Consider the following 14,122-nt stretch of genomic DNA (forward strand, 5'->3'; position numbering starts at 1 on the left):
TTTTTTGTCCCGCATCACGGTTTCGTGAACGGTGCGGGTGTCGCAACTACGGCCAAGCCGAGTGCGCGTGGCGCCTTGCGGCCTGCGTCGTCGTTCGTCGCCGATGGAGGCAGTTGAATCAGCATCTGCGAGTCGACCTCCATATCGATCTCTCGCGGTCCCTGAGCGCCTAGCACCCGCCGCAGCGCAGCTGCACGCGCCAGCCACAGGTTGCTTCGTGCCTCATCCTTCACTGCCACAAGGTCGCCGTGACCGACGGTGAGACTGACCGTGCCGACGTGTTCCGCTCCCAGTCGCACTGTGAGTGCTTCCATGCGTGCGGCACCTTCGGGCGTCAATTCCACGCTCCCCGGCATGAAGATGTCGTCCTCACGCCATTCGACTCTCTCGGGTAGCACCTGTCCGTCACGCCAGTCAAGTTCGCGCAATGGTTTGATCGACGCGACGGGCGGCGCATACGCAATGCGTACGGCTACCGGTGTCGGTCCTTCCGGCGTCACCAGTCCCAATGTCTTCTCGTCGAACTTGAACCGCAGCCGCAGATAGACACCCTGGCTGGTGTGATCCGCCCCAGCCAGATCCGGGTCGCGCAGCCCCAGCAAGTTGAAGCCGGCCGAGACCCAGACGTTCTTCAACGCCTGGTAGCCCACCTCGAATCCCAGCGTGTTCTGCCGCGCACCGCCGCGCCCGAGCATCGTTCCGGCCTGAATGCCGACGTCCCAGTCGGTGGCGATGTCGCGGGTGTAGCGCAGATGGACCAGTTGCGCCCAGTAGCGCGACGAAGCGATGGCATCGTCGATGTCGGAGATCTTGACGGCGTAGCGGCCGGTGACGACATCGCCGCGCTGGGGGTTGTAGTTGAGGAGGCCGCTGACGATGTGCGTGCGCTGCGTGCCGGGCAGGCTGGCGTTGGCCGATACGCCGACCAGGTCGAGCGCGGCGGCGTTGCCGTCGGTGCCGGCTGCCACGCGCTGCATGCGGTGCTCGTAGCGCGCCAGGCCGTTCCAGCGGTCGCTCGTCGCCGGGCGCCATGCGAAGCCCAACTGCTGTCGGGATGTGAAGTCGCTGCCGCCGTTGTCGCTGCGCGTGTCGATAATGGTAGAGCGGGCGAGGGCGGTCCAGTCGCTGTCGAGCTTGTAGCTGACGCCCAGGCCGAGCAGCGCGGAGTCTTGCTGGCTCGCCTTGCGGACTTCGAGCGCGCCGCTCGCGCGCCACGGTCCGTTCGCATAGTCGGCACCCGTCGCGATGGCCGTCGAATTGCCTACCGAAGGCGGTGCGAAAGCGCCTTCGTCGGTCGTCGTCGGCTTCTGTTCGAAGGCACGGGTGTGTTCGAAACCGGCAGTCAGGCGCAGCGTGTCGCTGACCTTGAAGCTGTTGCGCAAGCCGGTCGCGTTCTGGCCGGCGCCGCTGTCGCTGCCGAGCCGGTACTCGTTGTAGACGCGGCCGCCTTCCATGTATGTGCTGTCGATGCCGAGCACGGTCGAATTGCCGGCAGCGGTTCCGCCGAGGCTGGCGGTCTGCGCGAGCGTCGAGGCGAGCTCGTAGCGGCCGTAGAGACGCGTCTTTTCGGTCAGCGCGTAGGTGCCGCCGATTCCCAGTCCGTGGCGGTCGCTGTCGCTCACGTCCTGTTCGGCTTCGGCGAACACCTGAGCCTGCGGGATGTTCGGCACCGTGGCCGTGAGCCGGGCGCGCACGGTGGTGGTGCTTTCCGATCCGTTGGCCGTGCTGCTGGTCGCGCTGCCGTAGCTGCCGACTGCGGGGATGCCTGCCGCACCGGTGCTGGAGACCTGGCCGTAGTCGAAGCTGCCGGCGGCCGTGCCGCTGTAGTTGCCGTGTCGCAGGCCGACTTCGGCGACGAGGTCTTCGCCGAGCCTCTTCTGGATGGCGACGGAGATGCTGCGGCGTTCGGTCGCCGCGGCACCGGACGAAGCGCTGTTCAGGCTGGCAGGTTGCGCGTCCGAAAAGAGCGAACGCTGCCGGACGACCTCGTCGCGGCTGCTCAGACCTTCGGCGCGCAGGTGCGTGGTGTCGTCCAGTCTGTAGTCGGCGCGCGCAGTGATTTCGGTTCTGCCGGCGGCGCTGGTGGCGGTAGGGTTGTCGAAGCGGGTGTCGGTGTGCAGGACCTGCGCCTGAGCCTTGAGGTTTCCGCTGTCCTTGGCCGTACCGCCGCTGTCGTGCCGCACGCTCAGCCGTTGCGCCGCGCCTTTGCCGCTGAGATCCGACTCGGTCGACACCAGTTCGCCGGTGACCACGGTGTTCTCGCCAAGCCGGGCCAGTCCGGTCGCGGCGACCAGGTTGCGGGCGTTCGCCGGATTGGCGTCGCGCGCTGCTACTGCGCCGAGCTGCAGGTTGTCGCCCAGCTTGACCTGTGCATCGGTGCCGGCCACCAGGAATTGCGCTCCGCCGTTGTCGACTTCGTAGGTGACGCGGATGGATTGCGGATTGCCGCCGAGATCGATCGACGGAATCGGGCTCACGAAGATCAGCCGCCCGGAGATCGGTTCGAAGCTGTAGTCGGTGAAGCGCGTGAGCTGCGTGCGCGAGAGCACGAGGCTTGGCTGGTTGCGGTCGCGCACCAGCAGTTCGACGAGTTCGCTGTTGCCGGCGATATCGCCTGCACCTGCGCTGCGCAGGCTGTAGAAAGACAGACCGTTTGCGGCGATCTCCTCGATCTGCTGCGTCGCGCTGGTGCGGCTGGCGTAGGAAACGACGCGAGTTCCGTCGCTCTGATACTGATGTTTGATGCCGGTCAATGCGCGCGTGATCTGGCTGAGTTCCCGCACTTCGGGGCTACCGGCGGTGGTGAAGTCGCCGTACAGGAGATATGAGCGGTTCTTGTCGATGCGCACATAGAGCTTTTGCGTGCTCTGGGCGTCGAATCCCTTCACCGAGCTGTCGCCGTAGACCGGATAGAGCTCGTCGGGGCGGATGTCGCGGAATAGCCGGTCGCGAACGGTCTTGTCGGAATCGAAGGCGGTGGTCAGCAGATATTCGCCCTTCACGGTGCCCTTGAAGTAGTAGGCGGCGCGAGCGGCGGTACGGGCGTTGCCGGACTGTCGGCTCAGCCCCGAGATCTCGGCCTCGAACGCGTTCGAAGCGCCGGGTGCGTCGATCCGCGTGCTGCCGTGCCGCCGCAGGTCGAGCACGCCTTCGACGATGCCGATACCGGTCATCGGCTGCAGCGCAGGCAGGAAAACCAGCGTGTCGTCGTTGACGATGGGACCGGTGCTCGCGCGGATGCGCACGGTGCCGGGCTCTGCGGGCGGCTGCAGACGCAGGTCGGCGCTGCCGCCTTCGATGAACATCTGGATGCCGGGCTCTGCCGGGTTCAGGTCGTCGTTCAGCCACTGGCCGCGATCGGTTTCCAGCGTGACCGCGGTGCGGGCGGTCACGGCGACGCCGTGTGCATCGGTCAGGCGCAACTGGACGACGACGGGCTGCAGCGGATCGGCGCGCAGTTCAGCCGGCGGCACGAAGGCGATGCGGCCGAGCTCGTCCGGCGCGGTGATCTGCAATGCGGCACCACCTCGCGCGTTGCCGAAATCGTCCATCTCGACGAGTTCCAGCGCGTTGACGCCAGCGCGCAACACGACGCCGATGTATTCCCAGGCGCTGACGCCGGCGGAAGGCAGGCTGGCCTTCTTGCCGACGCGGGTGTCCGGTATGTGCTCGCCGTTCACCTTCAGGCGCAGTCCCGCGCCGAGCGGGCCCTTGACGCGCACATTGACCGACCGCGCTGCGACAACGTCGCCGTCCTTGAGTTCGATGAAGCCGGGCTTCGCGTCCAGGCCGGGAACGACCGTTTCGAGATCGACGATGCCTGGTGCGGCGGGCGGTGCCGACAAGCGCGTGCCACTGGCATTCAGCGAGCGCGTGACCAGCGCGGGCGGCAGGAGCGCGCTGGCCATGACTCCCATGCTTCCCATTCCACCGTTGGAAGCCAGCCGGCCTGGCACCTGGACCAGCGGTTCTGCAACCGGCACCGTGCCTGCCATCGCCGCGCCGCTGGAAGACAGTGCACCGGCCGCCGGCAGCGAACGCACATCGCCGATCGCCGTGGTGCGGTTGTCGGTCGTGAGTCGGGTGGCGACGGCGCCGACGATGGTTGCCTCCGCCTTTGCGGCGTTCTCGCGGCGTGCCTTGACGGCCTCGACCAGGGCGATGTCCTGGCAGTTGTCGACCAGGAAATTCGCCTTGGCGAACTCGCCTTTCTTCACGTCCACGAATCGGCTGTCGGCTGCGCCTGCGTTGCGGTGATCCCACGGCGCAAGGCGGGCGCCGGCGGGCAGGGTGGACACGTCGAGGCGCAGCGCATGCGTTACGGGTTTGAGGCCGTAGAGGCTCCAGCGGCCTTCGGAGTCGGTGATGACGCTGGTGCCCGTTTCCATATAGAGGCGCACGCCGGGAATGCCGAGCTCGTCGTTGCCGTCCTGCTCGCCGTTGCGGTTGCAGTCGAGGTGCACCTTGCCGAACGCGTAAGCCTCGTCGGAAAACACGCCGCCGCTGACGTAGACGCGCCATGCCGAGTCGTTGGACGGCACGCCGTTTGCCGTGCCGCGCGCCCGGTTGATCGCTTCGCCATTGGACGTGGCGCCGACGCCGATGCGCAGCCGATACCGCACTGCGGCCGTCGCGCCGTTGGCGAGCGTATGCGCCGGATATGCGAATCGCAGTGCCGTGCTGCCGGCCGGATCGGCTGCCGGCTTGCCGTCGAAGCGGGTGCTGCCCTTGACGTAGGCGAAGCCGGGCGGCAGCGTGTCCTGCAGATCGATGCCGGTCAGGTCGGCGCCGCTGCGATTGGTGAGTTGCAGCGCGTAATCGACGAAATCGCCGAGTTCCGCCTTGGTCTTGTTGCCTTCCTTCTTGAGCAGCAGCCCGCTGCGGACGCCGGGCGGGTCGAGAGGGAGGTGGTTATGGACAGCTTCGCAGGCCGTGTTCGTGCGTGCATCGAAGCCGGATCGGAGAACGCGGTAGTGATCGGTGCTGTCGTTGCCTTGCGGCGCCGTCGCCTGAGGTACGACGAGCCCGCAGGTCGCGAAACGACCGGGTAACGGAGGAATGGAGCCGGACGCGTTCAGGTAGCCGCTGCCCGGCGGCGGCTGCACGCTCACGCCGTAGTCGCACACGTCCGCCACGGGCGGCACGTTCCAGTACAACTGGTATTCGCCCTGAGCGTTCGTCTTCATCGACACGCTGCCATCCGCTGCATAGGTGTAGCGGCCCGAATCGCCGAGGTAGATCTGGTCGGCCTGGATCGCCGCCGCCGGACCGTTCTCGCAGGACTGCCTCGCGAACCGGACGATGGCGCCCTCGACCGGCAGGCGCGTGACCGAGTCGTATACGACGCCCTGCGGATCGACCAGCAAGACGTGCGATGCGCTGGCACCGGCACTGAGCACTTGCGCGGGTGCGAGCGTGTTCTCGATGAAGGAAGCAGCCCAGGCCTTGTTTTCGACCGATGTCCGAACCGCAGCGCTCTTGCGCTGCACGCGCACCGTGAAGGCAATTTCCTCGCTCTGGTCGACCGCCAGCGCGCGGCTGCCGTCTGTCAGGCTGAGTGCGCCGGAGAGCGGTGCGCTCTGGACCGCATCGACCGACGCCAGGGCCGAGGTATCGCACGGCGCCCGGCCGGTGTATGTGGAGGCGATCTTCAGCACGCCCTTTCTTGCGACCGGCGTGCCCACCAGTTGCCACGAAGCGATGTTGGACGCCGCCTGACCGCCCAGCACGATGCATTCGAGGTTGTCGATGACACGCACGTTCGGTGCGCTTGCCCGCCCCTTGTTGGCGACCGACAGCAGGTAGTCGATCTCGTAGACGTCTTCCGCCACGCGGCGTGGCAGGCCGGCGGTCTTGACGATGCTCAGGCCGGCGAGCTGGGTCGGGATGGGGGTCGGGGAGGCGTTGTTGTTCGGATTGCCGTCGATGTCCGGGTCGGGATCGATGCCGTCGACGGAATCGTCGGTTACGGTCGGTGCCGAGCCCTGGTTGCGGGCGGCCTGCGCGACCGCGCTGCTGAGGAGGGCGACCTGGCGCCCACCCAGATGGACGCGCACGTCGTAGTCGACGACGAATTCGCCGCCGGACGGCAGGAATCCGCCGGCGTCGAGCAGGCGTGCCTTGGCGTTGATCCCACCCGTGAAGGTTGCCGATGCCTTGGCGATGGTGCTCGAGCCCACGCGGTTGTGGATGTTGACGCTGCCCGCGACCACCGTGTACTGGCCTACCGCCGGCACCGGTTGCAGCGTGTAGACACCGAAGGCGGTGGCCGCGCTGCCTTCGAGGACGTCGAGCACCTGCACGTCGAACAGCGGCGTGCCGCCGTAGTTGCGCACCAGCAGCGAAAACCGGACGGTGGCAGTGCCGTCGAGCGCGCCGCTGCCATCGACGTTCTGCCTCGAAGGCAGCGCGCTCTTGGCGATGCCGATGCGTTCCGCCGACGTGCCGAGCACCACATGGTTGGAGCCTGCCGCCGTCGAGCCCGTGCCGTCGCTGTAATAGAGCTGGCCCTGATTCACGACATCGGCCGGCGCTTCCGCCAGCACCCGCGCAGAAAACCGCATCGCAAGGCCTGCATTCGGCGCTAGCGAAGCCACGCCGATCGCGACTTCCTGCGCTGACGAATCCTCGGTCGTGCGGTAGTTGAAAGCCGGGTCGCCCGGCAGACGAAACAGCCGCATGGCGCCCCAGGCGGCCGAACGCAGCGTGCCTGCGATGTATTGCGTGCCTACGGGGAGCACGTCGCGCAGCAGTACCAGCGAGGTCGCCACGCCGTTGAGGACGATGGGTGTCGCTGCAGGACTGGCCGTTGCGGTCGGTGTGGCAGCGCGCACGCCGATGTTTTGCGCGTCGATGTTGAAGTCGACCTTGCTCGCGCCCGGTACCAGCGGCCCGTCGAAAGCGGCGGTCTTGGTGATCGCCAGCACCGGGTTCGCGCCGATCGTCACCAGCGTGGCGGCGCGAGCGAGCACGTGTTGAGACTGGGTCGTCGCTTCGAGCGTGATGCAGGCCGCGCCCGTCGGCAGATTCGGGACGTGTCCCTGGATCAGCAGGCTTGCCGTGCGTCCCGGCGCAAGCGTGAGCCCCGCGGCGCTGGCGAGCGTGGGTTCGATGGCATCGGCGACGCCGTTGTTGTTCGCGTCCAGCACGACGCGCAATGCGGAGAGATCGAAGTTGTCCGTGCCGGCGCAGCTGCCGCCGTTCGTCAACGCGAAGGCATAGCTGGAGTCGACGTTGCCGGTATTGCGCAGCAGAAAGTTGAGCGTCGCATCGACATCGGGCGCTTTCGCGACCCGCGCTTCGCCGTCCAGCGTCAGAGCCTCGACGGCACGGATGACGGCGGTCACTGTGTTCGAACTGGTCCGTTCGATCTGCGAAAAGCCTGCCGGCAGATAACTGGCCGTTGCCGTGGTTCGGATGACGAGACCTGCCGGCGGGGTCGCAGCAACGGCGTCGGGGCTTGCCGCCAGGAAGGTGGCCACCAGCGAGACGCCTGTCGCAACCGCCGCCCATCTGCGGCGAACTGCCGTCGACCGGGAACGGTGTTCGTTTCGCTGATTCATTTCTTCGGGCTTTCTGTTCGGACGTGCCGCAGACCGGGTCTTTTCTTTCCTGCGCCGCCGTGCGCTCTTTCGAGCGAGCAGGGGCGCAGGAAAAAAAGGGAGGCAGACGCCTCCCGCGAGAGGCCGGCGGAAACGATTCCGCCGGCACTTCGATGGCGTCGCGCGATCAGTTGTCGATCTGCACCGCGAAGCGCAGAACGATCGTTCCGCCTGGCGCCAGCGCGTTGGCGGAGCTGCCGCACGCGACGGTGGTGCCGGTGACGCTGTAGGCGACCGCAGTGCCGGTCAGGTTGCTGCTGGTGCACTGGCTGGCTGGCTGGCCGGCGGTCAGGCTCGTCCGCGCAGGGGCCGCGTCGGCAAGAACGACGTTGGTCACCGGTGCAACGCCCTTGTTGGTTGCGGTGACCTCATAGACGATGCAGCTGCCGGGGTTCGCCAGCAGTTGAGCAGCGCTTTGAGCACCCAGCGGAACCGGCGTCACAGGGCATGCGCCAACGATCAGTGCGTGAGTCTTTTCCACACCGATAGAGCCCGACACGACGGTGCTCGTGTCCGTCACGGTCTGCGTGCCGCAACCTGCCGGCGCGCTCCCGTTCTGGTCGGCGATGGTCACGGTCACGACCTCGCTGTTGCCGGCGAGAGCGCCGCCCGGAGCAAAGACGCGAACCAGCAGCTTCGTCTGACCGGCTGCGGCAACCGCCGGCAGAGTGCCGGTGGTCACGAGCGTGTCGCCGGTGCTGAGGGTGCCGCTGCCATCCGTGTCGACGTAGATCGCCGTTGCCCAACCCGCAGCCAACGCCGCGGTCGTCGGAGCGGCCGAGATGTTGAACGCACCGCAGCTGTTGGTGCCGGTGTTGGTCAGTGTGTGGGCGAAGGCCAGCGAGCCGTTGGCCGCGAGCTGGCCCGAACCATTGGCCACCAATGCGAAGCTCTGGCTGATCACCGAACTTACCGTGAGGGCATCGTGAATGATGTCGTTCACGGTGCCGCCGGTGGACGCCGGACCTGTCGAGACGACCTGGAAGTACACAGGCTGATTCGCCACACTCGGCGACGACGCAGGCGCCGTCACGCAGGCATAGACCGTCGACTGCGTACCCGGCGCCACCGTGACGCTGGTGATCGTTCCGGCGGAGCAGGTGCTGCTGGTCGAGAACGTCGCCGTCCAGCCGGCCGGCAGGTTGCCCGGGAACAATGGCGTCTGGCTGGCCGACAGCGTGTAGCTGTTCGACAGGATGTCGTTGTTGCGGACGAACAGGGCGATCGGTGCGACCACGCCGGCCGTCGACGTCGCGGTGACCGTCGCGGTCGGACCCGGGCCGGGACCCATGTCGCCGTTGGCCATGTTGCCGATGCCGGTGCCTGCTGCGGTGTTGGTCAGGTCGACCAGTGAACCGATCACGTTCGTCACGACATTGCCTGCCGCATCGAGCTTGGTCGGATCGCCGAACGAAGTCGCCACCGCATTGGCCGTCAGGTTCGCGCTAGGAGTCACAACGGTGTTCGACGGTATGGTCACCCTCAGGACCGTGGTCACGCTTGCACTCGCTGCGATCGGGCCGGTGTCGACGATGCCGTCACCGGTGGTGTCGAGCAGCGGCGTGCTGCCGTCGGACGCGAACCAGTTGTATGTCGTGCCGGATGGGAAGGTGTTGCCCAGGGTTGCGACGGTCAGGTTGATGCTGTCGGGCGCATTGCCGTTGTTGGTCACGACGTGCGTGAACGTGGCCGAGCCGCCGGGAACGATCTGCAGAGCCGTCTTGACGTCGGCGCCGGTGCCGGGCGTGCCGGTGTTGGGCGTCGGGTCGATCACATCGAGCGTCACGCCGCGCGTCGCCAGCACAGTGAAGGCGGCCGCGTTGGTGGTCGCGATGCTGCCGCAGGTTGCGCCTGAAGCGCCTGCCCCTGCGATCGTCGTGATGGCCGGGCAACCGACGGCGCTGTAGGTCGCCTGGTTGGTGGTGTCGACCGTGCCGATCAAAGCCGTCGCGGACACGGCCACCTTGAAGCTCAAGGTTCCGGTCACGCCGGGATTCACCGCAGGCACCAATGCCTGGATGACGCCGGACGCCGCTTCGAACTCGATGTTGGTGTCGCCGCCTGCAGCCTCGGTCAGCGCATTGCCGCCGTTGGAGCTCCATACCGCCGTTCCCGCCTGGTAGGCGAAGCCGCTGGGAAGCGCATCACGCAGATACAGGTTGCCAGCCACTGCAACGTTATTGGTGTAGTTGATGGTGTACGTGGTTACGGTGCCGCGCTGGCCACTCGACGGTGTGGGCCATGCGCCGGGGTTCGGCGCTGCCGACGTGGCTGCGACCGAAGGCGTGCCGATCGATTTGCTGACCGAGAACGCTGCGGTGGTTACCAGGTTGACTGTGTCGGTCGCGGTGGTCGACGGTGTGGCGTAGACCAGCGCGCTCGCGACCGGTGCGACGGTCACAGTGGCCGTATTGGTGCCGCCGCCCCAAGTGCCGGGTGTCGCGGTGGTCGGGACCTGATAGGCCACGACGAACGAGAACTTTTCGCCGGCGGGAAGGGTGCGCGGGAGAATGGAACAGACTGCGCCGGGAATGGCGGCGGTGCAGAGCGGTGTCGTGCTGTCGGGCTTCCCGTTTTCGTCGGTATCGAGGTAGACCTCGATGCGGGAGAAGTCGGCACCGCCGGCTGCTTCCCCGGACGAAACGATGAAATTGTCTGTGCCGTTACCGGTATTCGTCAGCACGTAGGGCATGTAAGCGGTGAGGCCTGCCGCGACGCTCTGGGTATTGCTCGTCGGCGTCAGCGTGTATGCGCCTACCTGCTGGACGATGGTCGTCACCGGATTGGACGTCGTGATCTGCGAAGCCCCGCCGCCGTCCAGATAAGTGGCAGTTGCCTGATTGGTGATGTTGGTGCCTGCGGCCGGTACGGCAGCCAGCGCGATCTGGGAAAGCAGGACGCCCCCGGACACGACAGCCACGACCGCCTTCAGTACCGCCCAGCGCCCGACGTCGGTCGGACGGATTGGCGAATTGATCTTCATCGACTTCTCCTCTTGACTAAAAAAAGCCGCCTATCTCGCCGACGCAATCGCGAAGGTTCGATAGACGGAAATCATGGAAACGGACATCGCCTCCCTCAAGGTTTCACGACGGCCACTGCCGGCGACGTCCAGACCACCCGTTGCGGCGGTGCCTGCGGCGCGTTCGACACGGTTTGCGGCTGAGCGGGCAACACCACACGGGCGCGCGCAGCGACTTCGGTGACCGCGTCCGCGGGCAGCTGCCCGAGGTTCCAGCGCAGCGACCGGTATTCGGCATAGGGGACGGGCTCTGTCTTCTTGCCCGGGGCAGTGCGCATCAGCGGCTCTGCGGCGTATTTGTTGTCGGCCGTCGCGGCCTGAACCAGGTTGGCGCCGGGGGTTGCGCTTTTCGGCAGGTACTCGAGTTGTTCCGGCAACGGGAGCGTGGCGGTGAAATTGCTGACGCCCTTGCCGCTGTGGTTGGCATAGCGCACGCGGTATTCGAGGACGTCGCCGGGCTTCACGCTGTCCGCGGCCTTGAACTCCTCCTTGCCATCGGTACCCGTCACGACGATGAACTGCCGGAGACTGGCTTCGACGAGCTCCTTGACCGGTGCACCGGCGGCCCTCGCCATGGGTGCGACTTCCGGCTGCTGTGCGCGCGCCGGCGGTCCGACGAACGTCAACGGAATCGCCAACGCCGCCAAGAGCCACCACACGAGGCCGCGGCGGCTTCGGGGGCTTGAACGGACGGTGTCCGGCTGCTTTTTCAGATTGATCATGGGTCCACTCCTGCGATTCGCACCTTGGAATCGAAACGAAGTGTCAGAGGGCAGATCAACCGGTAAAGCGCCCGGGAACGAAGCGACTTACGACAGTAACGAAACGTTCAATCGACGTAGCGATGCAGCTCTCAGTAAAACGAAAGCATTAGTTCAATATTTGGTGTGGCTTTGCTTAATGCCTATTCAGGCGTGCAAAGTCGAATAAACGCGTGTCCGAACGCATGAACGACGATGTCCATAGATCCGAAACGGCATAAAGAGATGAAAATTAAGTCGTTCTGTTTCTGAACAATCTTTTGCATACTCGCCAGCTTTGTCGGTAAGACGACGCGTCGAGCGCCTGGCCGACCCCGTCCCCGATCTCCCATGGCCACCCCCAACGCTTCCCCCAACGCTCCCCTCATCCACCTCGAGGGCGTCCAGAAATCCTTCGCGCTGCCCAGTGGCGAAATCTTCGATGCGGTCCGCTCGCTCACGCTCGACATTCCTGCAGGCGAAATCTTCGGTCTGATCGGCAAGAGCGGTGCCGGCAAGTCGACGTTGCTGCGCCTCATCAATCTTCTGGAGCGCCCGGATGCCGGCCAGGTGTTCGTCGGCGGGCGCGACCTGACGACGCTGTCGCGCAGCGAACTGCGCGACACGCGCCAGCAGATCGGCATGATCTTCCAGCAGTTCAACCTGCTGCAGAACGCGACCGTGTTCGACAACGTGGCCTTCCCGCTGAAGATCCACGGTCGCCATTCGCGCGCCGAAATCGATTCACGGGTGCGCGAATGCCTGGCGCTGGTGGGGCTCGCCGAGAAGATCGACACCTATCCGGCGCAACTCTCGGGCGGACAGAAGCAGCGCGTCGCCATCGCACGCGCGCTGGCGCCGCGTCCGCAGGTGCTGCTGTGCGACGAGCCGACCTCCGCGCTCGACAGCGAAACCACGCGCTCGCTGCTCGAAACGCTGCGCGAAATCAATCTGAAGATCGGCGTGACGATCGTCATCGTCACGCACGAGCTGTCAGTGGTCGAGGTGCTGTGCCGTCAGGTCGCGATTCTCGAGAACGGCCGGTTGATCGAGCAGTTCGCCGTCGACGATGCGCCGCTGGCGCCGCGACTGACGTCGCTGGGTCGGGAGATCGACGCGCTGGTACGCCGCCGCGAGCGTGACGCCCGGGAGGCGCGCGAAGCAGACGCGGTTTCTGCGTCGGAAGTCGAAAAGGAGGCCGTCCATGCCTGAGAACATCGCAGCCATCCTTCCCGAACTCGGGCTCGCCACGGCGCAGACTTTCATGATGCTGGGCATCGGCCTTTCGGCAGCGGTGCTGATCGGCGGGCCGCTCGGCGTGCTGCTGTTCCTGCTCGGCCCCGGCCAATCGCTGCAGAACAAGCCGGCTTTCGTGGTGCTCAACTGGCTGGTGAACACGGTCCGTTCTTTCCCTTTCATCATCCTGCTGGTCGCGCTGGTGCCGTTCACGCGGGTGATCGCCGGCACGTCGATCGGTCCGCTGGCGGCGTCGGTGCCGTTGTCGATCGCTGCGATTCCGTACTTTGCGCGGCTGGTAGACCAGTGCCTGCGCGAAGTGCCGCGCGGCGTGATCGAGGCCGCGCACGCGATGGGCGCCACCGAACTGCAGATCGTCTGGCGCGTGCTGGTGGTCGAGGCGCGTTCGGGTCTGGTGCTGGCGCTAACCGTGCTGGCGGTGAGCTTCCTGTCGTACTCGGCGATCGCCGGCGTGGTCGGCGGCGGCGGCATCGGCGACCTGGCCATCCGCTACGGCTACTACCGCTTCCAGACCGACGTGATGGTGTTCACCGTCGTGTTGCTGGTGGCGCTGGTTCAACTGATCCAGTTCGTCGGCAACACGGCCGCACGCCGCCTCGACAAACGCTAGAGCTTTTGCTCGCCCCCTTGTTTTCTCACTTGAGTTCTGTTCGCATGAAAACTTCCGCTCTCCGCCGCTCCTTCCTCGCCTTGTCGATCGCCGCTCTGTCGATGGGCGCGCTGTCGCTCGATGCGCAGGCCCAGGCCGCCAAGAAAGACCTCGTCATCGGCGGCACCGCCGGCTCGAACATCGACCAGCTGAAGCTCGGCATCGTGCCGATCCTCGAAAAGAAGGGCTACAAGGTCAAGCTGGTCGAGTTCAACGATTACGTGCAGCCCAACCTCGCGCTCGCGCAGGGCTCGCTCGACGCAAACTTCTTCCAGCACCGCGTCTATCTGCAGAAGTTCGCCATCGACCAGAAGCTCGATCTGGTTGAACTCGTTCAGGGTCCGATCGCACCGCTCGGCGTCTACTCGAAGAACCGAAAATCGCTCGCGGAAGCGAAGGACGGCGACCGCGTGACGCTGCCTAATGATCCAAGCAACCTGGCTCGCGCTCTGACGCTGCTGGAGCAGAACAAGCTGGTGACGCTGAAGCCGGGTATCGATGCGCTGCGCGCTTCGGAGAAAGACATCGCCGAGAACCCGCGCAAGCTGAAGTTCATTCCGCTTGAAGCCGCGCAACTGCCGCGCTCGCTCGGCGACACCGATTTCGCGATCATCACCGGCAACTTCGCCATCTCTTCCGGCCTGAAGCTGACCGAAGCCATCGTGCTGGAGAAGACCCCGGACCACTACTTGAACGTCGTCGCCGTCAAGCGCACGGACAAGGATGCGCCGTGGACCAAGGATGTGATCGACGCCTTCAAGTCCAGCGAATACAAGGCCGTGGTCGACAGCAGGTTCCAGGGCTATGCCAAGCCCGCTTTCCTGCAGTGATGCACCGGTAGCCACGGCCAAGC

At 65.9% G+C, this 14,122-nt stretch carries 6 protein-coding genes; 3 read left to right on the top strand and 3 right to left on the bottom strand.

The window, feature by feature from the left end; all coding sequences use genetic code 11:
- Window positions 1-14: 14 nt before the first annotated feature.
- The 3 genes from ACSFA3_RS10335 to ACSFA3_RS10345 all read right to left on the bottom strand — a co-directional run bounded on the left by ACSFA3_RS10335 (window position 15) and on the right by ACSFA3_RS10345 (window position 11,345).
- On the bottom strand, window positions 15-7,481 hold the full coding sequence (locus ACSFA3_RS10335; protein WP_435505355.1) for a hypothetical protein: 7,467 nt from the start codon (window positions 7,479-7,481) through the stop codon (window positions 15-17).
- A 247-nt stretch (window positions 7,482-7,728) separates the two neighbouring features.
- Window positions 7,729-10,584 carry a beta strand repeat-containing protein gene (locus ACSFA3_RS10340; protein ID WP_435505356.1) on the bottom strand — a complete coding sequence of 952 codons (2,856 nt, stop codon included), beginning with the start codon at window positions 10,582-10,584 and terminating at the stop codon, window positions 7,729-7,731.
- A 95-nt stretch (window positions 10,585-10,679) separates the two neighbouring features.
- On the bottom strand, window positions 10,680-11,345 hold the full coding sequence (locus ACSFA3_RS10345; protein WP_435505357.1) for a hypothetical protein: 666 nt from the start codon (window positions 11,343-11,345) through the stop codon (window positions 10,680-10,682).
- Between the two features lie 369 nt (window positions 11,346-11,714).
- On the opposite strand from ACSFA3_RS10345, the gene ACSFA3_RS10350 reads away from it, so the two are divergent.
- The 3 genes from ACSFA3_RS10350 to ACSFA3_RS10360 are packed head-to-tail and all read left to right on the top strand — an operon-like array spanning window position 11,715 to window position 14,099.
- Complete coding sequence (locus ACSFA3_RS10350) at window positions 11,715-12,575, top strand: methionine ABC transporter ATP-binding protein (protein WP_435505358.1); 861 nt, start codon at window positions 11,715-11,717, stop codon at window positions 12,573-12,575.
- On the top strand, window positions 12,568-13,230 hold the full coding sequence (locus tag ACSFA3_RS10355; RefSeq protein ID WP_435505359.1) for a methionine ABC transporter permease: 663 nt from the start codon (window positions 12,568-12,570) through the stop codon (window positions 13,228-13,230). Before ACSFA3_RS10350 ends, ACSFA3_RS10355 begins: the two co-directional genes overlap by 8 nt.
- Window positions 13,231-13,274: 44 nt before the next feature.
- A complete protein-coding gene (locus ACSFA3_RS10360) occupies window positions 13,275-14,099 on the top strand; it encodes a MetQ/NlpA family ABC transporter substrate-binding protein (protein WP_435505360.1) in 825 nt (274 codons plus the stop codon).
- Window positions 14,100-14,122 lie beyond the last annotated feature (23 nt).

Source organism: Variovorax glucosi (assembly GCF_051216695.1).
Classification (GTDB): Bacteria; Pseudomonadota; Gammaproteobacteria; order Burkholderiales; family Burkholderiaceae_C; genus Variovorax.